At 62.0% G+C, this 22,416-nt stretch carries 18 protein-coding genes and 2 pseudogenes; 9 read left to right on the forward strand and 11 right to left on the reverse strand.

The features are described from left to right. Positions 1-485: 485 nt before the first annotated feature. Positions 486-761: an HU family DNA-binding protein gene (locus AC1VV3_RS24300; protein ID WP_482963591.1), complete on the reverse strand. Its 276-nt coding sequence runs from the start codon at positions 759-761 to the stop codon at positions 486-488. A 723-nt stretch (positions 762-1,484) separates the two neighbouring features. On the opposite strand from AC1VV3_RS24300, the gene AC1VV3_RS24305 reads away from it, so the two are divergent. The 3 genes from AC1VV3_RS24305 to AC1VV3_RS24315 all read left to right on the forward strand — a co-directional run bounded on the left by AC1VV3_RS24305 (position 1,485) and on the right by AC1VV3_RS24315 (position 7,251). After that, entirely contained in the window at positions 1,485-2,060 is a 576-nt protein-coding gene (locus AC1VV3_RS24305; RefSeq protein ID WP_482963592.1) for a DedA family protein, read from the forward strand. Between the two features lie 300 nt (positions 2,061-2,360). Further along, positions 2,361-3,872 carry an ATPase domain-containing protein gene (locus AC1VV3_RS24310; protein WP_482963593.1) on the forward strand — a complete coding sequence of 504 codons (1,512 nt, stop codon included), beginning with the start codon at positions 2,361-2,363 and terminating at the stop codon, positions 3,870-3,872. Position 3,873: 1 nt separating this feature from the next. Further along, positions 3,874-7,251, forward strand: coding sequence for a PAS domain S-box protein (locus AC1VV3_RS24315; RefSeq protein ID WP_482963594.1), 3,378 nt, complete (start codon positions 3,874-3,876; stop codon positions 7,249-7,251). A gap of 529 nt (positions 7,252-7,780) precedes the next feature. Here the strand turns inward: AC1VV3_RS24315 and AC1VV3_RS24320 are convergent. Both AC1VV3_RS24320 and AC1VV3_RS24325 read right to left on the reverse strand, forming a co-directional pair. Beyond that, positions 7,781-7,930 carry a hypothetical protein gene (locus AC1VV3_RS24320; protein WP_482963595.1) on the reverse strand — a complete coding sequence of 50 codons (150 nt, stop codon included), beginning with the start codon at positions 7,928-7,930 and terminating at the stop codon, positions 7,781-7,783. A 90-nt stretch (positions 7,931-8,020) separates the two neighbouring features. Next, a complete protein-coding gene (locus AC1VV3_RS24325; protein ID WP_482963596.1) occupies positions 8,021-9,010 on the reverse strand; it encodes a cation diffusion facilitator family transporter in 990 nt (329 codons plus the stop codon). 328 nt (positions 9,011-9,338) lie between these two features. Between AC1VV3_RS24325 and AC1VV3_RS24330 the strand changes: the two genes are divergently transcribed. Further along, positions 9,339-9,569 carry a hypothetical protein gene (locus AC1VV3_RS24330; RefSeq protein WP_482963597.1) on the forward strand — a complete coding sequence of 77 codons (231 nt, stop codon included), beginning with the start codon at positions 9,339-9,341 and terminating at the stop codon, positions 9,567-9,569. Between the two features lie 225 nt (positions 9,570-9,794). On the opposite strand, the pseudogene AC1VV3_RS24335 reads toward AC1VV3_RS24330, so the two are convergent. The 3 genes and pseudogenes from AC1VV3_RS24335 to AC1VV3_RS24345 all read right to left on the reverse strand — a co-directional run. After that, positions 9,795-10,016: pseudogene (locus AC1VV3_RS24335) on the reverse strand (UBP-type zinc finger domain-containing protein); the annotation flags it as partial. Positions 10,017-10,085: 69 nt separating this feature from the next. Further along, positions 10,086-11,723, reverse strand: a complete 1,638-nt coding sequence (locus tag AC1VV3_RS24340) for an FAD-dependent oxidoreductase (protein ID WP_482963598.1) — start codon at positions 11,721-11,723, stop codon at positions 10,086-10,088. Between the two features lie 96 nt (positions 11,724-11,819). Continuing rightward, the gene (locus tag AC1VV3_RS24345) at positions 11,820-12,656 is read right to left on the reverse strand and encodes an alpha/beta fold hydrolase (protein WP_482963599.1); all 837 of its coding nucleotides are present in this window, start codon (positions 12,654-12,656) and stop codon (positions 11,820-11,822) included. A 185-nt stretch (positions 12,657-12,841) separates the two neighbouring features. Here AC1VV3_RS24345 and AC1VV3_RS24350 point away from each other — a divergent pair, with 185 nt between their 5' ends. The 4 genes from AC1VV3_RS24350 (at position 12,842) to AC1VV3_RS24365 (ending at position 16,164) form a co-directional block, all read left to right on the forward strand. Continuing rightward, positions 12,842-13,480: a sensor histidine kinase gene (locus AC1VV3_RS24350; protein ID WP_482963600.1), complete on the forward strand. Its 639-nt coding sequence runs from the start codon at positions 12,842-12,844 to the stop codon at positions 13,478-13,480. 77 nt (positions 13,481-13,557) lie between these two features. Then, a complete protein-coding gene (locus AC1VV3_RS24355; RefSeq protein ID WP_482963661.1) occupies positions 13,558-15,117 on the forward strand; it encodes a sensor histidine kinase in 1,560 nt (519 codons plus the stop codon). Beyond that, complete coding sequence (locus tag AC1VV3_RS24360) at positions 15,114-15,740, forward strand: response regulator transcription factor (protein ID WP_482963601.1); 627 nt, start codon at positions 15,114-15,116, stop codon at positions 15,738-15,740. The genes AC1VV3_RS24355 and AC1VV3_RS24360 overlap by 4 nt, the downstream gene beginning before the upstream one ends. A 61-nt stretch (positions 15,741-15,801) precedes the next feature. Then, entirely contained in the window at positions 15,802-16,164 is a 363-nt protein-coding gene (locus AC1VV3_RS24365; RefSeq protein ID WP_482963602.1) for a response regulator transcription factor, read from the forward strand. A gap of 107 nt (positions 16,165-16,271) precedes the next feature. Here the strand turns inward: AC1VV3_RS24365 and AC1VV3_RS24370 are convergent, their stop codons facing one another. Next, on the reverse strand, positions 16,272-16,799 hold the full coding sequence (locus AC1VV3_RS24370; protein WP_482963603.1) for a Dps family protein: 528 nt from the start codon (positions 16,797-16,799) through the stop codon (positions 16,272-16,274). Positions 16,800-16,970: 171 nt separating this feature from the next. On the opposite strand from AC1VV3_RS24370, the gene AC1VV3_RS24375 reads away from it, so the two are divergent. Further along, on the forward strand, positions 16,971-18,011 hold the full coding sequence (locus AC1VV3_RS24375) for a cupin domain-containing protein (protein ID WP_482963604.1): 1,041 nt from the start codon (positions 16,971-16,973) through the stop codon (positions 18,009-18,011). A 351-nt stretch (positions 18,012-18,362) separates the two neighbouring features. Here AC1VV3_RS24375 and AC1VV3_RS24380 read toward each other — a convergent pair whose 3' ends face one another. The 4 genes and pseudogenes from AC1VV3_RS24380 to AC1VV3_RS24395 all read right to left on the reverse strand — a co-directional run bounded on the left by AC1VV3_RS24380 (position 18,363) and on the right by AC1VV3_RS24395 (position 22,403). Continuing rightward, a complete protein-coding gene (locus AC1VV3_RS24380) occupies positions 18,363-18,767 on the reverse strand; it encodes a thiol-disulfide oxidoreductase DCC family protein (RefSeq protein ID WP_482963605.1) in 405 nt (134 codons plus the stop codon). Beyond that, entirely contained in the window at positions 18,764-19,996 is a 1,233-nt protein-coding gene (locus AC1VV3_RS24385) for an FAD-dependent oxidoreductase (RefSeq protein ID WP_482963606.1), read from the reverse strand. The genes AC1VV3_RS24380 and AC1VV3_RS24385 overlap by 4 nt, the downstream gene beginning before the upstream one ends. Before the next feature lie 143 nt (positions 19,997-20,139). Next, a pseudogene (locus AC1VV3_RS24390) lies at positions 20,140-20,403 on the reverse strand (transposase); the annotation flags it as partial. Between the two features lie 419 nt (positions 20,404-20,822). Beyond that, positions 20,823-22,403: a serine hydrolase domain-containing protein gene (locus AC1VV3_RS24395; protein WP_482963607.1), complete on the reverse strand. Its 1,581-nt coding sequence runs from the start codon at positions 22,401-22,403 to the stop codon at positions 20,823-20,825. Between the last annotated feature and the right edge of the window lie 13 nt (positions 22,404-22,416).

Consider the following 22,416-nt stretch of genomic DNA (forward strand, 5'->3'; position numbering starts at 1 on the left):
GGCTGTGTCGTGCTTCGCTGCGGGCCGCTTCAACAAAAGCGCTACCTCGCCCACGGGCTGGACGACCTGCCGGGTAGACGCCGTGCCGCCGCTATGAAGGACACACTGACTGCCCCGATCCTGCATGCCGTCGAGCGCGCCCCGCAATGGGCGCGCCGCGACCTGGATGCAAAAGACCCTGCCCTTTCGCGGCCCCGCTGAAGAGACCTTCGCGGCCATGATCTCCAGCGCCGTACGCGCTGTTGTCAGTGCCCGCGGGAGAGATGAAGATGGACGGAACGATAGCGCGGGTTGAAGCCGCCTCTTCATGGTGCCGCGATCTTGGCCCAGCATCGCCGCCTCGTTGGCGGCGGATGGCGGCATTGGCAAGCCAATTGCAGCCGCCTGCCACGCTCCGGTTGGTGCCCACTCGCTTGGTGCTCACAAGGCAAGCGGGCTAAACGGAAGCCGGGCGACGCCGGCTCAACCGATGCCGCCCTTCCCCATCACCCGTTAAGCTTGTCCTTGACCGCCTTGGCGACGGTGAAGGTGAGCTTCTTCGAAGCCTTGATGGTCATGGCTTCACCCGTCGCTGGATTACGGCCTTCACGCTCCGGGCTGTCCTTGACCTTGAACTTGCCGAAACCGTTAAGCGAGACTTCCTCGCCCTTTGCAGCTGCATCGCCGATCGCCGCAAATACTGCGTCGACGATCTTGCGAGCGTCGGTCTTGGCCATGCCGTGGTCGGCAGCGATGGCGTCGGCGAGATCGCTGTTGTTCATAAAAAGTTCGTCCTGCTGATGTCTGTTCTAGCACCGCGACCCATTCAAAGGCCGGATCGGCGCTGTTCCAACATGGCGCAAGCCCCTCAGCGTTCAAAGCCGCACACTTCATCCAAACCTTTGCTCAAGGCAGGTTGTCCACAGCCTGTCGTTGAACGGCGATACAGCGCGCCCAATGCCGCTAGCCCCGCCGCTCGCACTCAAGATGGGCCACCAGGGCGTCCAGAACCCGTCGCAGGCCGTCGCTCATCACCCGATCCCGCGCATCCGCTACAAGCAAACAGCCACGCACGGCGCCGCTCGCGCATCTCGGGCCATGCGGCTCGTTCCTCGACGCCCTCAAGCGGAAAAACTGTGGGTCGGCTGAGGTCGGCAGGCCTGCGAGCAAGAAGTGGACGCCTGGCGATATGGCCGATTACGCCGCCTTCCTTGAAAGCCTCGGCAGCAGCACGTTCGGCAGCCGTTTCTCCAGCCTCGATCTTCCTCGTCCATGACCCATTTGCCCCCGCGGCGCGATGTTACCAGCAACACCTCGCAGGTGCCGCCAACCAACCGATATGGCAAAGCTCAGACCTGGCTTCGCATCCTCCTTCGCAGGTCCATTCTCATTTGCCCAGGTCGGCGCTGCGGAGCCGATCGTGAGATCACGGCGTTCATGGCAGCATGGCGGGAGCGAGCGGCCAATAACGTGGAGCATGATCGTTGACCGAGTGGATAACACAAATGATCGAGGACATGGGTTATCTGGGCATCACGCTTCTGATGTTCCTGGAAAACGTGTTTCCGCCGCTGCCCTCGGAGGTCATCATGCCGATGGCCGGTTTTACGGCAAGCGAGGGCAAGCTCAGCCTCCCCGGCGTACTTATTGCCGGAACGGCTGGCACTCTTCTCGGCGCCGGCTTCTGGTACGTCGTGGCGCGCACCTTGGGAGACGAAAGGCTGAAACGCTGGGCCTGCAGGCATGGGCGCTGGATCACGTTGTCGCCGAAGCAGATCGACGAGCTCGAACAGCGCTTTGAGCACCACAGCCGCTGGGCGGTCCCGCTTGGTCACCTTATTCCCGGCATTCGAACGCTGATTTCTATTCCAGCGGGGATCTTTCGGATGGACCTCGGCCGCTTCCTGTTTCTCACTGCGCTCGGCGCCGGCATTTGGACGAGCGCGCTGGGCACCGCCGGATATGTCCTCGGCCGAAAGTTCGATGAAATCGACCGTTACCTGGGTCCGGCGAGCACCGCCATTATGCTCGCGATTTTCATTGTCTACCTCTACCGGATAATCCGGTTTCGAAAGGCCTGAAAGCCACCTAATGAGGTCGTGGTTCCTGTAGCCCGAGCGCGCTGGCGGACCGTTGCCGCGCCCGAATAAAATCCATTCATTGCTCGGTGGTTGCCGCTCCTCTACCGTCCCCTGCCTCCAGGCTCAGATGCTTTTCCAAAGGCTGCGATGCTTTGATTCCTATGCGTAAAAATGTCTGATTTCCAAGATCCACAGGATGGAATAAACACGTGGCGAGAAGCAAACGCTCCAAAGGGCGGCTGGCACAAATGCGGCGGCGGCGGGTTGTCTTGTGCATGCGTCGCAGTCAAGGAGATTTAGGTGTCGTCAGATGAGCAGCCGTCCCTTCTCGCCTCAACAGGCATTTCCGGGCTCGACGCTGTACTGAATGGCGGCCTAACGCCTGAGCGCATGTACCTGGTGGAAGGTACGCCCGGCACTGGAAAGACAACGCTGGGCCTCGGCTTCCTGCTCTCGGGCGCCGCCGTTGGTGAGCTGGGCCTCTATATCACGCTGGCCGAAACCGAAGTCGAACTCCGTGCCGTTGGAAAGTCGCACGGCTGGTCACTCGACCAGTTGCACCTGTTCGAAATGGTTCCAGCGGACGAGTTTGCCGAGGAACATGAGCAGACATTGCTTCATCCTAGCGAGGTCGAGCTGGGCGAGACCGTTCGCAACATCATGGCGAAGGTCGATGAGGTTCGTCCTGCGCGGATCGTACTGGACAGTCTCTCCGAACTGCGTCTGCTTGCTCAAAGTCCGATCCGCTACCGGCGTCAAATTCTGGCCCTCAAGCATTTTTTCTCGACCCGTGCGTGCACCGTTCTGGTGCTCGACGACCGCGGTGCGAGCGGAAGCGATCTGCAGTTGCATAGCATTGCGCACGGCGTAATCTCGCTGGAGCAGACGCTGGCCGGGTTCGGTGGACAGCGGCGGCGGCTCAACGTCGTCAAGATGCGGGGTGTAAAGTTCCGTGGCGGCTACCATGACTTCGAAATCAAGCGCGGCGGTCTTTGCGTTTATCCCCGCCTGGTCGCCGGAGACCATGACACGGTTGACGGCGGGGCGACGATGACGACCGGCTCGCCAGAGCTCGACACATTGCTCGGCGGTGGGCTCGTGCCCGGTACCGCCACCTTGCTGACGGGGCCCGCTGGTGTTGGCAAGACGACGACCTCAGTGCAATGCATGGTGGCAGCGCTAAAGAGAGGAAGTAAAGCCGCCTATTTCCTGTTCGATGAACGTGTGCCCACGCTAATGACACGAAGCGCGGCACTCGGCATGGACATTCGGCCCTATCTCGAAAACGGGCAGTTGCTGCTGCAGTCGATTGATCCGGCAGAAATGTCGCCTGGCGAATTCGCCGGATCGGTTCGCGCCGCGGTCGAGGAGCATGGCGCCAGCGTTGTCGTGATCGACAGCCTCAACGCTTATCTCCAGTCGATGCCGAACGAACAGTTCCTCATTTTGCAGATGCATGAAATGCTGAGTTACCTCGGCCAGAAAGGTGTGGTGAGCCTCCTTATCCTTGGCCTGCACGGCGTGACAGGTGATGTCCGTTCGGATGTCGATCTGAGTTATCTCTCGGACACCGTCGTCCAGCTACGCTATTTCGAAGCGCACGGCGAAGTCCGCCAGGCGATTTCCGTCATCAAAACGCGGACCGCCAGGCACGAACGGACGATACGCGAGTTTCAGATAGGCAGCAGCGGGTTGCAACTTGGCGAACCGCTCCGGCAATTCCAAGGCGTGCTGACCGGCGTGCCAACCTTCTCGGGCGAGGCGAAGACACTGATGGCAAGCCAGACGGATCCGGACAGTTCGCGGGGATAGGATGAGCCAGCTCGTCCTGATCCTGGCGCCGCGCGGCCGCGATGCGGCGATCGCGGCCAATCTGTTCGCACGCCATTCGATCGCGGCGCAAGTCTGCGCTGATGCGGGCGAGCTTGCTTGTCGGCTGGAGGATGGTGCAGGCGCCGTCCTACTCACCGAGGAAGCGCTCGTCGGACCGAACGCTCACGAAATCGCCCGCTGGGTCGCTGGGCAGGAAAGCTGGTCGGACATTCCCTTCGTGGTACTTGCCAACGGATCGCGGTCGCCCCGGACAGTGGCAGCAGCCGATCGCCTTTCCGAATTGGGCAACGTCGTCCTGCTGGAGCGACCGCTTCACGCCGAGGCTATGCTTGGCGCCATTCGCTCCTCGTTGAAAGCCAGGGCCCGGCAGTTCGAAATACGCGATGCCGCGCGGCTGAGTGCGGCACAAAATCGGGTCCTCGCGCTTGCGGTCGAGGCGGCGCCGCTGAGGACCACTCTGAATGCCATCGTGCTCGAAGTGGAAGCTCTGTCGACATCAGGGGTCCTCGCCTCGATCCTGCTGATGGATGAGGATGGCCGGCACCTGCGCCACGGCGCCGGCCCAAACCTGCCGGATGCGTATAACGAGGCAATCGACGGCATCGGGATCGGACCTGCCATCGGTTCCTGCGGTACCGCAGTTTACCGTAAGGAACCTGTATTCGTCGCGGATATAGCATCTGACCCGCTTTGGGCGGACTTCCGCGATCTGGCGCTTTCCCACGGCCTTAGGGCTTGCTGGTCTCTCCCGATTGCTTCTGTGGAGGGCGAAACTCTGGGCACGTTTGCGATGTACCACCGCGAGCCGCGCGCGCCCATCGCAGCGGACCTCGCCATTGTCGACTTCGTGGTCCGTACGGCCGGCATCGTCATTGCGCGGGCGCGGACCGAAGATAAACTTCGCGCGAGCGAGGAAAGATATCGGCAGATTGTCGAAGGCGCCGAGGACTTCGCTATCGTGACGCTTGACCCCGAAGGGGTGATTACCGGGTGGAATAGTGGGGCGACGCGGATTATTGGCTTTGCCGCGCAGGAAGCGCTTGGTCGGCGCGGAGACATGTTCTTTACACCTGAAGACCGGGCAGCCAATGCACCGGCGGATGAGATGAAAAGGGCTGCTGCCCAGGGCCGGGCGGTCAACGAACGCTGGCATGTTCGCAAAGACGGCCAACGGTTCTGGGGATCGGGCCTGACCATGCCGCTCGCCCAACGTGACCGTGGTTTCGTTAAAATCTTCCGCGATCGCACGGCGGAACATGAAGCGGAGGCAGCGCTGCGGGAAAGCGAAGCGCGTCTGCGCTTTTTTGGGACGTTGGAGGAAAGGCTGTTCGGCGCCGCCACGGCGACCGAGGCGATGCGGGCGGCGGCCGAGATGCTGGGACAAAAGATCCACACCTCACGATGCGCCTACGCTGACGTCGATGCTGACAACGACCGTTTCTGGATCCGGAACGATTATACCGCGCCCGGCACGGACAGTTCGGTCGGGACCTATAGCCTCGATCTCTTCGGGCCACGCGCCGCTGCCGACATGCGGCTTGGGCAAACGCTGGTCATCAATAATGTGGCAGATGAGCTCGAGCCCGAGCAGGGTCGCGCGATGTTCCAGTCGATCGGTATCGAGGCGATCGTTTGCTGTCCCCTGGTCAAGTACGGCCGGCTGGCTGCGATGATGGCCGTACATCAGGACCGGGCGCGAGAGTGGGCGCCGAACGAGATCGCGTTGATCCGAGAAGTTGCCGAGCGCTGTTGGGCACATGTCGAGCGGGTCGGTGCCGAAGCGCGTCTTCGAGAGAGCGAGGAGCGGCTGCGGCTGGCCGTCGAAAACGCCGAAATCGGTTTCTGGGATGTCGATGTCGTCAATGACCGGCTCATCTGGCCGGCTCGGACCAAGGCCATGTTCGGCATCTCGACCGAAGTCCCCATCACGATGGAAGACTTCTACGCCGGTCTCCATCCCGATGACCGCGCCGCCACGATTGATGCCTATCTGGCAGCCGCCGATCCCTCGGTGCGTGCGCTCTACGATGTCGATTACCGCACTGTCGGCAAAGAAGACGGCGTCGTGCGCTGGGTCGCTGCCAAGGGCCGAGGTATGTTCGATGCCTCGGGCCGATGCGTGCGCGTCGCCGGGACCGCACTCGAGATCACGGCGCGCAAGGAGGCCGAGAACGCACTTCGGGAACTGAATGCAACGCTTGAGTCCCGAGTTCTGGAAGCTGTTGCGGAACGCGAAGCTGCGCACGATGCCTTACGCCAGAGCCAGAAGATGGAGGCAATGGGCCAACTGACCGGCGGCGTTGCACACGATTTCAATAATCTGCTCACACCCATCGTCGGCTCCCTCGATATGCTGCAGCGTAGAGGCGTCGGAAACGAGCGTGAGCAGCGTCTGATTGCCGGCGCCGCGCAGTCGGCGGAGCGCGCGCGAACGCTGGTGCAGCGTCTTCTCGCGTTTGCCCGGCGACAGCCGCTCCAGTCCGTACCTGTCGATATCCGTGAGCTGATTGCCGGCATGGGCGATCTCGTCGCCAGCACGACCGGGCCGCAAATCAAGGTCGTGGTGGAAGTGGCGGAGGATTTGCCACTTGCCAAGGCCGATCCAAATCAACTTGAGATGGCACTGCTCAATCTGTCCGTGAATGCGCGTGATGCAATGCCGGATGGCGGGACGCTGCGGATCTCAGCGATATCCGAACGCATAAGTGCCAGGCATCATTCCAGGCTGCCCCCTGGTGAATATATCCGCATCTCTGTCGCCGACACGGGCATCGGAATGGATGACGCAACGCTCGCTCGTGCAATCGAACCATTCTTTTCGACGAAGGGCGTGGGCAGAGGGACTGGCCTTGGTCTATCCATGGTGCATGGCCTTGCCTCGCAACTTGGCGGCAGCCTTGCCATCAACAGTCGGGTTGGGATGGGCACAAATATAGAGCTGTGGCTTCCGATCAGCACGAAAATTGCCAAAGAACCGTCGGACATCCAACGTCCGGCATTCGAGGCCGAACATCGCGGCGTGGCACTGCTGGTCGATGATGAAGAGCTCGTCCGCATGAGCACGGCAGATATGCTCGCGGACCTTGGTTATGTTATCGTGGAAGCCAATTCCGCAGAGGACGCTTTGGCCGTGCTGGAGTGCGGCCAGCCTGTTGACATCGTGGTTACCGACCACCTTATGCCCGGTATGACAGGGACAGACCTCGCGCGACACTTGCGACTTACCCGACCGGCATTGCCCATCTTGCTCGTATCTGGTTATGCCGAGCTAGAGGGCATAGATGCCAAAATACCTCGATTAACCAAGCCCTTCCGGAAAGATGAACTCGCAGCAACCCTTGCTTTCCTCGTAAAGTAAAACTTAACAACCGCTTGGCGATTGAGTGACTTAAGTTCTGCATTAGCGGGGAACACCAATCAAAAAAATTGCATATTTTCTTAAAAACCAGTACATTCCCGATGCTGACTTGAGGCTCTCTGCACAGAGGGATCGATTGAATCGCGAATAGCGCCAAGCTCGTCCAGGTAACCGCGCAAACGCCCATCGCCCAGTTCGGTTCTTCGGGCCCGAGCTCCCTTCGCAAGTTCGTCTAGGCGCAGCTGCGCCTCTTGCCTGGAGACTTTCGTCAGAAGTGCGGACAGAAGGTGGCGCATGGCAAACTGCGCACCCTCGCTCTCGATCATGGCGCGCTCGAGAACCTCCATGCGCCTTTCTATTTCGTTGGACATAGCTGCAAGACCGCATCGCTGCTGCAAAGAAAAAGCGATTTTTGGCGACCTAGGAGACATTGCGAGAGTAGCCGATCTATTGCGCGGCTATCTTACGCGCCCAGACTGTGCGTTCTAGTCATCTGGAATACAAGCGATAAATCTTTCAGACATCGCATTTACATGAGGCTAGGGCAGAGCGGCAAATGGTTCCTGTCGAACACAACGCCGTGCGACACAGGAACCCGCTTGCCGCTATCTTGGTTGCGCAACTGCTGAACATGGGTGGTGCCGATGGCTGCTCCGCTGACGATCGTCGTGTTCGTCATGACCAACGAATCTAAGTCAAATCCATCCTCGAGAAGGCTCTGAAGATGGACCGGGAATGATGAAGTGACTGAACCGGGCGTCCGACAAGTTCAGTCCTCTTCTTCATCATCCTCCCGCTCGAGGGCGTCGACATCTTCGCCGATGTCCTCCAGCGCTTCTCGGTGACGCATGGTGGACTGCGCCTCGATGTAGACACGACGGACTTCGGGGAACTCCTCTCGAATGCCATCTTCCACGTCGGAAACGATCCGTTCGACGGTGCCCGCAAGCGTATCGTCCACGAAGTCTGCCGAGGCCAGTACCAGGACTTCGGAAGGCCCGAAATGCATCGTGCGGACCTCGTTCACCTGCTCAATCGGCTTCACTCTTGCGAGGATTTCGCGAAGACGTTCTTCGATTGCCGGGTCTGCCGATTGCCCGGTCATCAGCACATAGCAGCGCCGAGCCAGGCTCAAGGCCGTGATCGCAAGGATCACGCCGATTGCAATCGACGTCCAACCGTCGATGACCGGCATGTCGAGCAAAACCGCCAAACCGATGCCGAGAAGCGCTGCGCCAAGGCCGGCAAGGGCAGCAGTCTCTTCGTAGACGACAGCGAAGATCGTGGGGTCTCGGTGCGTCCGGATCGTTTCCAACATTCCCAGCCCGCGCCGCTTCGCGTCGGTCCGCACTTCGCCGAGCGCGACCCTAAGCGAAGAGCCTTCGAGGGCAATGGCGACCAGCAGAATAATGATGTTGACCCATGCGCTCTGGATCGTGGTCGGATGAACGACCTTCTCGGCGCCCTCGTAAATGGCAACCCCTGAACCCAGAGCAAACACGGCCATGGCCACCACAAAACCCCAGAAATAGAGCCGCAGGCCATATCCGAACGGGTGCGACGCATCTGCCGGCCGGCTCGCATCCTTGATGCCGTAGAGCAGCAATACCTGATTACCCGTGTCGACGAGGCTGTGAATGCCCTCCGAAGCCATAGCGGATGATCCGGTGTAGGCGGCTCCGCAGAACTTGGCGATTGCGATCCCGGCGTTAGCTGCAAGGGCTGCATATAGGGTGCGTTTGGAAGCGTGTGCGGACATGATCGCCGCTATGGCCCACATGAACCCATCTCGCCAGCACTACCACTGATGCCCGTTTCAAGCACCTATCAGGGATGTTTGTAAATCGGCTACAAAGCCTCAATTCGGGATCGTTGGCAGCTTTTGGAAAAATCTCCCGTTTTCGACCTCGTCAAAAACTACCGAATTTGGTGGCAGCCCGCCGCAATCGCGCTGCCTCGGTTCAGGCGACGCCGTCAGAGCCGGCGTATACTGCTCCGCGGCTGATCCTCGAAGCCTGCCGGTGATCCATAAAGCGAGCCCAAGAAGCACAGCTTGATTGGCCGCCAACAAAGGCTAAGCAGTGGCTATGACGGCATCCGATCTCGAACAGCTGCTTATCGCCCGCCTTGTCCGGGAAAGAGGTGGCTCTTCGCAAACATGGCGGCGGGCGCTTGGCAAGGTCATCGTGCGCGACACGAAAACGCATCCCCATTGCAATTGGGATGTCAGGCTTAGCGGGACCGATACGCAGCGCGCTGCGATCGAGCGACTGCTCGACGACGTGCGACTTGAATACTCGATCGTGGTAGCCGGCTGAACCCAATGCGATATATCGCTGGCAAAGCGGCGGTAAAACAGCGCATTTCGGTGCCGTGACAGTTGCTGTCCGTTCACCGAACGCGTTAGCCTGAACGGCCTACCGCAGGCTTATCCGGCCGCCTAAATTCAAAATGGTGAACGGCCGCTTCAACCAGAAGACGACGCCTTCGCCCCTTGCTCCGGCGGAGCTCCGGGCGGCGGAGGCTGCAAATCGCTCGGGCTGGTAATAGCGAGGTACTGGACCGCGCTGCGGAGTTCGGCCAGGCAAATCGATCATTGTGTCGTCTATGTAGCTCCAGCCCCATCCGGCGGGTCACACCCTTCGATGTTCGGGTGGCCCATTGTATGAAAATGGGCGGCCGGCGTGCCGGTGCGGCGACTGGTCGGAGCTGCCGACATGGCCGCAGCTAAGGCAGATGCGCGGGTGCAGCCATAGGCTGCCGATTGGAAGGCACTCCTCGCAGCCGCGCGCTGGGCGTGACGCGCTATATGGCGCTTCGCTGCTTGCACGACGTCATGGCCGCTCTCCCTTCATTTCAGCGATTTTTATGTGGATCTGGGCGATGACGGCCGCCCCTTCACCGACGGCCGCGGCAACCCGTTTCGTCGAGCCCTTCCGAACGTCGCCAATCGCGAATACGCCAGAAAGGCTGGTTTCAAGCGGCAGGGCGCTGCTGCCGGTCTCCACAAACCCTTTTGCATCAGTCACCACGCAGCCGCCAAGCCATGCCGAATTCGGGTCGGCGCCGATGAACAGAAACAGGTGCCGGATGTCACGGCGGTGGAGAGTACCGGTCGCAAATTGCCTGAAGGTCGCAGAGGCAAGCCCTTCCCCATCGCCCGAAAGCGCAACCACTTCGCTGCCCACATGGATCTCGACATTGGGCAGAGCCGCGATGCGTTCGATCAGGTAGCGGGACATTGTCTCCGACAGGTCCCGCCTGACGAACAAATGCAACCGCTTCACTTGCGGCGCCAGGAAGACGATAGCCTGTCCGGCCGAATTCCCGCCTCCGACGAGCGCCACTTCCTCTCCAGCACAGAGCCGGGCTTCGACCGGCGATGCCCAATACGACACACCGCGCCCCTCGAAACCGGCAAGATCGGGAATGTCCGGCCGGCGGTAGCGTGCGCCCGACGCGATCACGACAGTGCGTGCCTGGAGGCGCCGATCGCCGGCAAGCTCCAGCGCCGGCACAGCGGAAGAGCAGTCCAGCTTCTGCACGCCAACCGGCACGGCAATCTCTGCACCGAATTTGAGCGCCTGGTTGAACGCACGCCCGGCGAGTGCCTGCCCGGAAATCCCGGTGGGGAAGCCAAGATAGTTCTCGATCCTGGCTGACGATCCGGCCTGCCCGCCCATCGCGCGCTCGTCCAGCACAATGGTCGACAGACCTTCCGAGGCTGCGTAGACGGCTGCAGCAAGCCCCGCAGGGCCGGCGCCTACAATCGCAACATCGTAGACTGTCGAAGGGTCCAGATTGGGGGTCATGCCCAGGCACGCAGCAACCTCCACATCGCTGGGCCGGCGCAGCATGTTTCCATTGGGACAGACGACGAGCGGCAGTTCTTCGGGCAATACGCCGATCCGCTCCACCAGTGCCTTGCCCTCCTCATCGGATGCAGCATTCAAGACAAGGTTGGGATAGCCGCTACGCGTCAGGAAGCCCTGAAGCCGTACGATCTCTGCGCTATCGGGCACACCGATCAGAATCGTCCCGGCGCCCCCTTCGGCAATGAGCGCAACCCGCCGCAGGATGAGCGCGCGCATCACCGTCTCGCCCACATCGGCAGAGCCGACCATGAGTGCGCGGAGATGCGCGGCATCGAACGGCAGTGCCGTGCAGCCGTCCGGCCCTGCGTATCCGGCGGCGATCGATGGCCGTCCGGCAAGCTGGTTCACCTCTCCCGAGAACTGCCCCACACCGTGCGTGGTGATCGGCGCCTCGTGGCTGAGACCATCACGTCGCACGACCTCGATCGTGCCCTCTAGCACGAGCCAGGCCGGTGCGCCCTCGGCGCCGATCGCATAGACTTCCTCGTGCGGCTCGAAGCGGCGTTCCGGCCCGCTGCAAAACCGGCGCGCAATCGCGATCTGCGCATCGTCCAATACGGGAAACATCTGATGTTCGCGGGTACCCAGCGTGTTCATGTCGCGTCTCGCTTGCAATGGCCAGAACCCGGCCGCCCACCTTGTCATCCAAGGATCATCCACCGGCGGCGCAGTATTGCGCCGCCGGCGCGACGATCAACTACGGACGAATGCCAGCAGATCGGGATTGATCACGTCGGCGTGCGTCGTCAGCATTCCGTGCGGATAGCCCGCATAGATTTTCAATGTGCCGTTCCGCAGCAATTTGATCTGCTGCAAGGCTGCATCCGTATAGGGCACGACCTGATCGTCATCGCCTTGGAGGACAAGCGTGGGCACGGTTATCGCCTTTAGATCTTCGGTTTGATCGGTCTGCGAGAACGCCTTGATGCCCTCATAGTGCGCCAGCGCGCTGCCGCTCATGCCCTGGCGCCACCAGTTGCGGATGACCGCGTCCGGAACTTCGGCGCCGGGACGGTTGAAGCCGTAGAACGGACCCGATGCGACATCGAGGAAAAAGTCCGCGCGGTTCGCGGCGAGGGCACTGCGGAAACCATCAAACACGGCGATATCGGTACCGCCGGGATTTTCCAGGGTCTTCAGCATCAGCGGCGGAACCGCGCTGACCAGCACGGCCTTGGCGACCCGGCCCTGGGGCTGGCCGAAGCGCGCGACGTAGCGCGCAACCTCGCCGCCGCCGGTCGAATGTCCGATGTGGACCGCGCCGCGCAAGTCGAGATGCTCGGCCACGGCGGAAGCGTCCGATGCATAGTGATCCATGTCGTGACCGGCGCCGACCTGCGCCGAGCGGCCATGGCCCCTGCGGTCATGCGCGACGACGCGGTACCCCTGCTGCAGGAAGAAGAGCATCTGGGCATCCCAGTCGTCCGAGCTCAGCGGCCAGCCATGATGGAACACGATTGGCTGCGCGTCCTTGGGGCCCCAGTCCTTGTAAAAGATTTCAACGCCGTCGTTCGTCGTGATGGTAGCCATGTTGTCCTCCATTGGCAGGCGGACACTGGCGGGGGGCCGGTCCGACCGTTCCGATATCGGCGCGGCGTGACCGCCCCGATATCATACGCAGGTTTGGGTGCTCCCTGATCGCCCCCATACCTGCGTATGATGGCCCGGCGGACCGCGATCGGGGATCAGCGGGTCACACAATCGAGGAAGAGACGATGACCACCGCGCATCACGCCGCTTTCCCAGAAACCGCAGCCGTAGCCGTGCTTCCCCCCGTTCCCGAGCCAAGCGCGATGGACGAGGTCAATCACCGCGTAGCCAACAGCCTGCAACTTGTGGCGGCCATGATGACGCTTGAGGCGCGCCGGATCGCGGACCCGGCGGCCCTTGCGGTGCTGGCTGCGATAACGCTGCGGATAACGGCGATCGCCGGGGTTCACCGTCAGCTCTGCCGGGAACGGTCGGCCGGGCAGGTCGATCTGGGCGACTATCTGGAGCAGCTTGGCGCAGGTCTTGAGGCGGGTTGCGGCGATGCTGGTGCCGGCCGCCCGATCCGCGTCGCGGCCGAGACGGCCAGTTCGATCGGCGTGATCGTCTCTGAGCTAGTCGGCAATGCTTGCAAGTACGCCTATCCGGTGGGCTCTCCCAGCGCTGTTGACATCTCCCTCTGCGCGAGGCCGATGGGCGGCTTCGTGTTGGAAGTGGTCGATCGGGGCCGAGGTCGCGCAGCGCGCGCGGCGCCGGAAGGAAGCGGACTGGGCAGTCAGTTTATCTCCATGATGGCGCGTCGTCTGGGAGCCCGGTACGGCTGGTCGGATGCGCGGCCCGGCACGCGCTTCACGTTGTGTGCCTGATACGGACGGGCGCCCGCCTCCCCCGAAGCATGCCAGCTTACCCGTTGCGATCATGGCCGTTCTCGTCCAGCTTGGCCATGCTCCCGGTCGCCTGGGCCGTGGGGCTACGCGAGGCGATCATGCGCGACGGTGCGGGCGGTAGAAGGTTGACGGGAAGACTCCACGGCGCGGCGGCGCTGGCGCTGGCGCTCGCCGTCTTTGCCCTCGATGTTCTGAGCCCTCTTCAGGGTGCCGTTGCCGTCTTGTACACGGTTGCCATTGTCATGTCCTCGCGCAGTCATGACCGCCGGGTGATGCTGGCGACCTGTGCGGCCGTGCTCGCGATGGCAGTGGCGGGTTACTTCATCAGCCATGGGGGAGAGCCGCTGGGTTCGCCGGCCATGCGGCTTGCTGTCAGCCTGATCGCGATCCTGATCGCGACACTGCTCAGCATCCGCAATCTCGCGGTAGCCGAACAGCAGCGCAAGTCGGAGGAGCGTTACCGCACGATCTTCAATGCGGCGGGTCTGCCGATCTGGGAGGGCGACTGGTCGACGGCGCATGCACTGCTGGCAAATGGCGGCTCCGCAACGCCAGAGCAGATCGATCACATCGCCCGTACCGCGACCATCCGCGCCGCCAACGACGCTGCGGGACGCCTGTTCGGCCTGCCCGATGCCCGCGCGTTGATCGGCGGCACGCTCATTCCCCACCACACGCCCGCCGCCGAGGCCACGCTCGGCCGCATTCTTGCTGCACTCGTGCGCGGCGATCCGGCGATCGAGGAGGAAACCCAGTTTCTCGCCGCTTCGGGGGAGACGATCGATGTGGTCCTGCGCGTGACCGTTCCCCCCGGCGCCGATGGCTGGAGCCGGGTACTCATCATGGCCATCGACGTTACCGAGCGAAACCGAACGCAGGCGCGGCTCGCCCAGTCCCAGGCCGAACTTACCCATGTCTCTCGCGTAACGACGCTGGGGCAACTTGCCGCATCGATCGCCCATGAAGTCAATCAGCCGCTCTCCGCGATCATCACTTATGCGAAATCCGGTCGCCGCTGGCTGGCGCGCGAAGCTCCCGATGCGAAAGAGGTTGGCGACTGTCTGGACCACATCGCATCGAACGGCACCCGTGCAGCAGACGTGATCGCCCGCACCCGCGACCTGGCCCGCAATGTCGAGCCGCGCCAGGACGTGCTGGCCTTGGGCCCCCTGATCGAAGAGACCGTCGCGCTGCTCCGCCGGGACCTCCAGACGAACGACGTCGCGATCACGCTCGACATCGGCGATAGCCTCCCGCTGGTGCGAGGCGATTGGGTGCAGATCCAGCAGGTGCTCATGAACCTGATGCTCAATGCCGAGCAGGCGATGGCTGAGACCCCGGCCGATCAAAGACAACTCTGCGTCAAGGCGGTACATGCCGGCGCAACCGTCAACGTGGAAGTGCGTGACTGCGGGACGGGCATTTCCGCCGATCCCGAAAGCCTGTTCGCGCCATTTTTCACGACCAAGAGTACGGGCCTGGGAATGGGCCTGTCGATCTGCCGCTCGATCGTCGAGCGGCACGGGGGCACGCTCGTCGCATCGAACAATGCGGCACTCGGCGCCACTTTCCGGTTCACGCTTCCGGTCATTGCGGCCGGGAGGGAGGCAGCATGACCGTCTTTGTGATCGATGACGACCCCGAAATCCTGGGATCGCTGGGCAGCCTGTTCCGCTCGACCGGGCTGGATGTGGCGCTGTTCCAAAACCCCGAGGAATTTCTGGCCGCAGAAAAACCGACCACTGCGTCCTGCCTCGTCCTGGACGTGCGGCTTCGCGGGCAGAGCGGTCTGGACTTTCAGGAGCGCCTCGTCGCGGAAGGAATAACGCTTCCGGTGGTTCTCATTACCGGGCACGGCGATATCCCCATGACCGTGCGCGCGATGAAAGCCGGTGCGGTGGACTTCCTGCCCAAGCCATTCCGTGAGGAACAGATGCTTGCCGCCGTCGGCAGCGCGCTTGAGCGCGACGAAGAGCGCCGCGAGCAGGCCGCCGGGTCGGACGCACTCCAGCTTTGCTACGACCGGCTCACGCTAAGGGAGCGCGAAGTCATGAGTCTCGTCGTGGCCGGTCTGATGAACAAGCAGGTCGCGGCGCGGATGGAGCTTTCGGAGATCACGGTGAAGATCCACCGCGGCAACGTCATGCGCAAGATGGAAGCGCAGTCGCTGGCGGACCTGGTGAGAATGGCCGAAACACTGGGCATTCGCGATGACACGATTCACCGCTTTAACATCTGAGTATGATGGCGCGGCACACGGTGCAGGCCCATCTGGGGGATGTGAACCAGGAGAAATGTGCGTGCCCGCTTCCCCCATCATCGCCATCGTGGATGACGACCCCGGCGTTCGAGGGAGTATAGACAGCCTTGTAAGATCGACCGGCATGACCCCGTGCAGCCTTGCCAGCGCCGGCGAATTGCTGGCAGCGGGAGATGAGGCTCTGGCGTGCATCGTGACCGACCTGCACATGCCGGAAATGACAGGTCTCGAACTGCAGGCCGAGATGCAGCGGCGCGGCTGGGCCGTGCCACTGATCGTCATGACTGCTTTTCCGACCGATGCCGCCAGAAAACAGGCGATGGGCGCCGGCGCGCGGGCATTCCTGACCAAGCCGGTCGATCCGGATTCACTGCTCGACGCCATCGAGGCGGCAATCCGCTGAACAAAAAAGGAAGGCGCCACCGCGAGGTAGCGCCTTTCTCGTCTTGTAGTCCGGTACGGACTTCTTTGCACGGCGGCGCCCCTGGGGATGGAGCGCCGCTCGATCCCTCAGCGGATAGCGTGGCCACGGCAGCTTTCGTACAGGAACCAGCTGCGGCGTTCGGTTTCGTCGATCCACACTTCCAGCAGGCTTGCCGTGGCGACGTCGGAATACTCGTCGCACAGTTCATGAACCCGGCGCATCTCGGCCACCAGCTGCTTGTTGTCGCCGTGCAGTTCGGCGAGCATGTCCTTGGGCTCCACATAAGCCGCATTGTTGTCTAGGATGCGCTGGCGAGCGGCGATGTCCGAGATCGAGCGGATGGTGGTGCCGCCGATCTTGCGGGCGCGCTCGGCCATTGGATCCGTCATGGCAAAAATCTGGTCGCCCTGGTCGTCCAGCAGCAGATGATAGTCCCGAAAGTTCGGGCCGCTCATGTGCCAGTGAAAGTTCTTGGTCTTGAGGTAGAGTGCAAACACGTCGGCGAGCAGGCCGGCCAGCCCGGCCGAAATGTCACGCGTTGCGTCGGTCCCAAGATCGGTCGGCGTGCCGAGAAACCGGTTGGCGATCGAGACGGTGGTGGTGTCAGTGGTCATCGTGCTTCTCCAGGTCGGGGCGGCACAGCGCCGTCCGATGCCCTAGAATTACGCGTCTCGTCATCGCCGCCTATCCACACCAAGGTTTGTATATCTTGGTATGGATAGGCGCGGCGCATGCCAGTCCATAGCTTTTGAACGTGTTCGACTTCTTCCGAAAGGACCCGTTCCATGACCGCATCCCGCCATGTCCGTTCGCTGATCACCACACCGCCAAGCTACGAAGGCAGCCTCGGATCGGTACGAGGGGCGGACGGCGAAGATTTTCCCATCCTGAAGGGCATGTCGATGCGCCGCCTGTTACTGGCGCCCGGCGCGATCCGCGAGCCGCACTGGCACGCCAATGCCGATGAATTGGCGTGCTGCCTATCGGGCGACCTGCTGGTCTCGGTGCTCGATACCGGCGACGTTTTCGGCGCTTTCACGATCTCTGCGGGAGAGATGTTTTACATCACCGTCGGCTCGCTCCACACGATCGAGAACGTCGGTGACGTCGATGCCGAACTTATCATCGTCTTCAGCCACGAACGACCCGAGGAGTTCTCGCTGCATGGCGCTTTCGGGGCAATGACCGACGCAGTCCTGGGCAACACGTTCACCCTGCCCTCTTCCGACTTCGCAGCGCTCAAGCGCGATACCTCGTCCGCGCTGCTGGTTCACCGGAACGGCCCTGCCAAGGTGCCCGCAAGCGCGGCGTTTCCGGATCCTCACAAGTTCGGCATCGCCAGCGAGACTCCGCCGATCGACCATCCCTACGGCACAGCGCGCGTTGCGCGCTCACAATTCTGGCCGGCTCTGAAGAACCTGGCGATGTATTCGATCCTGATCCCCGAAAACGGCATGCGCGAGCCGCACTGGCACCCAAACACGGCGGAGATGGGCTACGTCCACAAGGGCCGCGCGCGGATGTCTATCCTGGACCCGGACGGCAGCGTGGACACTTACGAACTGCAGGCGGGCGATGCTTATTTCATCCCACGTTCCTATCCTCATCAGATCGAGGTAATTGGCGATGAGGAAATACATTTTCTGGTCTTCTTCGACCAGCCGATGCCCGCGGACATCGGCTACCGCACATCGACGTCTTCGATCTCGCGCGAAGTTCTCGCCGCGACGTTCGGAGTAACAACCGGCTCCCTTCCAACACTACCTTCGACAGTTGATGATCCGCTCATCGTGGAACGCGTGAATCCTCTGGATCGGCCGTCGTGAGTAAGTCTCTTTTCGCGCCGAACGAGAATGCAACGGCGGCCGATATCCTGCCCAGGACGATCGTTCCAATCTGGATGCCACCGCTGCCGCAGGCTGCCCCGCTTATGTTTGGGACACGGCTTGCCGGAGCATTCTGCAGATGTCTGAGACAGCTTTTGTGCCGATCATTGAAACAGGTATCGGGCGGCAGGCCTCAAAACTCGAACTAACTTATGCGCCGATTGCCCATAACTGAAACGTCATTGTCAGTTGTCAATTGGCGAACGCTCGATGAGAGACGATCTTAGCCGCCCGCCACTATGGCACCGACCGCAAGGAGGCCGCCATCCCTGCCAAGGAGCAGGAAGCGTGTCACAGGATGCGAGCCGCGTGCTCGGCCGTCGGTATCCAGCATGCGGACCTCTTGCCGAACAAGCGGTAGCGATGCCGCGCCACCCAGCGATAGGTGGGATCACGCAACTTGCGCGGTACGATCCGCAGCGCCGCCAGGGCGTTCCAAGGACGATCGAGGCCCGCCCATATGGCCAACACCGCATCGCTGTCCCGCAAGAGATTGTCGCCCTCGACGACGATCAGTGTTTCCGGATTCGCCGGGTCGATCCCGAACCGGCGATAGAGCGCGGATCCGGCCTCACCCTGCATCGACGCCAGCCGGAAACGCCCGGCCCTGTCATGCCGCAGCACGAAGGCGGCATTGGCGGAGCAGAGCACGCACATCCCGTCGAAAACGATGATAGGTCCGGAAGCGGCGGTCATGCCGCTTCCACGCCGGGTCGAGCCATCTGACGCTCGCCCTCCAGCCCCAACGGTCGCAGCGGATTTCCGACCAGTCCGCTCACCATCGATGCCTGTATGGCGGTGGCCGGCCATAGCTTGGATAGAGGGCCGACAATCCGGTCGCGGATCAGTGGCAGCAGGCGGCTGTCGGACTGATAGACGGGGGTGAACAGCGCAGTGAGCCATTGATAAGTGAGAACGTGGCGACGGCGTAGCCGGATGCCCTGCCGAACACCCTCGTCGACGCTGCGCGCATGGTCCAGACCGCGGGCCAGCGCCCAGGCGTCGAGTAGCGCCATGTTGGCGCCTTGCCCCAGTTGCGGACTGGCGGAATGCCACGCATCGCCGATATGGACGAGCGCCGGTTCGGCCGGCGAAGCCAGGGTACGATGCGCGTAACGAGCGAAGGTCAACTGGCTTGGATCGGTGATCTGGTCGAGCAGCGTCCCGCAATCAGGCCAGAGTGCGCCGACCCGCTCCTTCCAGGCGGTCAGTCCAGCCTCGCGCCAGTCGTCCAGCCGATCTGCCCGGAGCGACCAGAAGAAAGCTGCCTTGGACACGGTCGCGCCGGGCGGTGTCCCGATGGGCAGAACGCCGGCCATGATACTTGCCCGGTTGTAGCGCTGCGCAAGAGCGTGGGGATCGAAGCCGGCACCCCCGGGCCAGTCGAGGCTGGCCCATAGCGCTCCATATGCCAGCTCCCGCCCCGTCGGCGGAGCGAGTGGTGTCCGCGTGCCGAGCGCGTCCACGACGAGATCGTAGCGATCGCTTTTCTGTCCATCGGCAAACCGCAAAGCACGTTTCGTTCCCAGCAGCGTCGTTCCCACCAGTGTGCGCCCGCAATGCAATGGAATGCCTGACCGCAGCACGGCCTCGTGCAGGACAGCAAACAAACTGGCGCGGTGTATCCCTATGCCGAAAGTGTCCGGACGGCCCAGCGAGGCATATTCCACGTCGAGCACGACCCGCTTGCCCGCCATGCCGAACAACTTATCGATGCGCGCGCCGCGTGCCAGGGCTGCGTCCAGCAAGCCGAGCTTGGCGAGAACCGCCATCCCCGTGGGCTGGATCATCAGTCCGGAACCGATAGGCTGGGGCTTCTCGAACCGCTCGAACAGGGTGACATGATGCCCCGCCTCGTGAAGCAGCAGCGCTGCAGCCAGCCCGCACGGCCCACAGCCGGCAATCGCGATGTTCAGCCCCCGCATCCCTGCTGCCTAGCCCATGATGGAGATCGGTCCAATAGGGCGAGCTTAAATGGCCGCGTAGAAGCCGGCGATGTTCGGCGCCCAGCGGGCCGGGGCCATGAAATGTCCGAGGGAGAGGATTTGAGCGCTCCGAAAGGGACTACCAAGGAAGCCGGGAAGTAGCTTTCCTGCCTGAGCCTGGGGATGCGCAGTTCGACTGTCCCGGCGCACGTCTGCCAGTCGCGCTCACGGTAGCCGTTGCGCTGGACCAGCCTCGTCGCAGATTTCTCGCCGTGGCCGCCTCCGGTCAGGTTGCCGACCTCCGTCTCCACCAGCCGCTCGGCGGCAAACGAGATCATCTCGCGCAGAATATCTGCATCCCGGGCCTTTGCTACGAGCGAACGCAAGTCCATCATCGGATCGGTCATCGTGATTCCTTCCGTCAGGTCTGAGCTTCGCAAACCAAACCTACCCGAAAATCACGGTGACCACCTCCGCCTTCAGCTACTCCACGTCCTGGGACACGATCCCGGCGCGCAGTAAGTAATGTCGACAATGGGGCGACGAGCTGCCAATAACGCCTGCCCCACCGAGAATTTCCGCTGGCACACCCCCCGTTACCGGTCAAAGAATGCCCGCGCAAAAGCGGTCAGTCTTTCACCAAACATCCTCTGGAAACCTATATACGGTCACGATGTGGTCTGCGAAGCCCGTCTCTTTCGGCGTTGAACCCTACGGTATCCGCGGATGAGCGATGTGAATTGTTGTAGGCTCGCCGTAAAAAAAACAGACTGCGCGACTGGAAGGAGGAACTAGGGACACCGCGCTCCTCCTTCCGCCCGCCTGCTCATTGCAGGCGGGTAAAGCGCATCCCTTTCATCCGCCCGGCCGCGAACTCGAATCCGCACCGATCGTCGGCGAAAGTCAAAATTCCGCCCAGCATTGCGAATGGTCCCAGAGACGCCGCCTTCCATGTCGTGTCGGTGATCGGAGACAGGCCATATTCTGCCCGTCCATGGCGCCCCTCGATTTTCAAGCGATAGACGTCGCCCTCTTCGATAATCGCTGCGGTTGCCGCCGCGGAAGGCGCCGCAAAGTGTCCCACCCGGTCGCCGACGTGAGCATCCGGTTTCGGCGTAACCGGAACGAGCCGATCCTCATTGCCGAAATCGGTAAAAACCAGATACCTCCCCTCACTCCTTGCCGACTGGCGGATGAAGGACATGATCTCAGGAAGCCGCAGATTACCTCCCTCATCCGCAGTCACCGGAAGACCGGGCGCGCCATCTATCCCCATCAACTGCATTTCCCCAAGGGACTGCAGTTCGATCACGCGTCCATCAGCGGGGGACACGAAGACACCGTCCAATTTTTCGAAAGGTATGTCGACCACCGGATCCAGTCCCTCGGTGCAGGCGTCGATAATCCTGTTGGCAAGGTCGGCAGCGTTCACGTCGGCGCGGTTCACCGCGATCGAGATATCGAGCCCGGCGGCGGGCACTTTGATCATCTGCGAGTTACCAGCTATCACGCCTCCTGCGTGACAAATCGTCTCGACACCGCGATAGTTTCCGATGACCAGCCCCAGACCGTAACCCGTGGACGTGCCGTTCGCCAGACGGTGAGGTTCTTTCAGCAGCCGCCAGCTTTCAGCGGATCCCACACGGGGTGCGTCCATATGCCTCAACCAACGCAACATGTCGTCCATCGTCGAGACCACGCCGCCGGCACCGCTCACTTCAGAACCCATGTAGTCACGCGTGAAGCGACCATCCGTCGCGCGGAAATGCAGCGCGGCGCTGTTGGCCACGAAACCGTCGTCCCAGCGTCGGAGCATCGTGTCGTACATTCCCACGGGTTCAAATATCCGCTTTCGCAGCACCGTATCGAGCGTCTCACCAGTGATCCGCTCGATCGCGGCGGTCAGGAGGACGTAGCCGCCGTTGTTGTAGCTCCAACTCGTCCCCGGCGTGAAATCCACGTCCTCGATCGTTCGATAGTAGGCCAGGATATCCGCGTCGGTCACTTTCGTGAGCGCGCCATTGGTCAGCATCGACACCGTCATCGCATCGCGAATGCCCGAAGTATGCCCCATTAACTGGCGCATCGTGACTAGGCGGCTGGCAGCGTTGATTTCATTGACGTGCTTACCGATCGGATCATCGAGCGAAGCGCTCCCCTCCTCGCACAGGAGAAGATACGCCAGCGCCGTAAAATGCTTGGTCGTCGATCCGATCCGCATGCGCATGGCCGGGCCGAGGACCACCGGCAATTCCATATGGGCAAGGCCAAAGCCACGGCGATAGACGGGGACGCCGTTTATCGCGATACCGACCGCCGCGCCGGGCTGACTGCATTGGTCGATTGATGCGAAAATCGCATCAATCTGGGCTTCCTCGAAATGCGTTGCAACGGTTCCTTGGGTCATATGCTCTGTCCCT

It is taken from the genome of Novosphingobium sp. BL-S-34, from assembly GCF_056857015.1.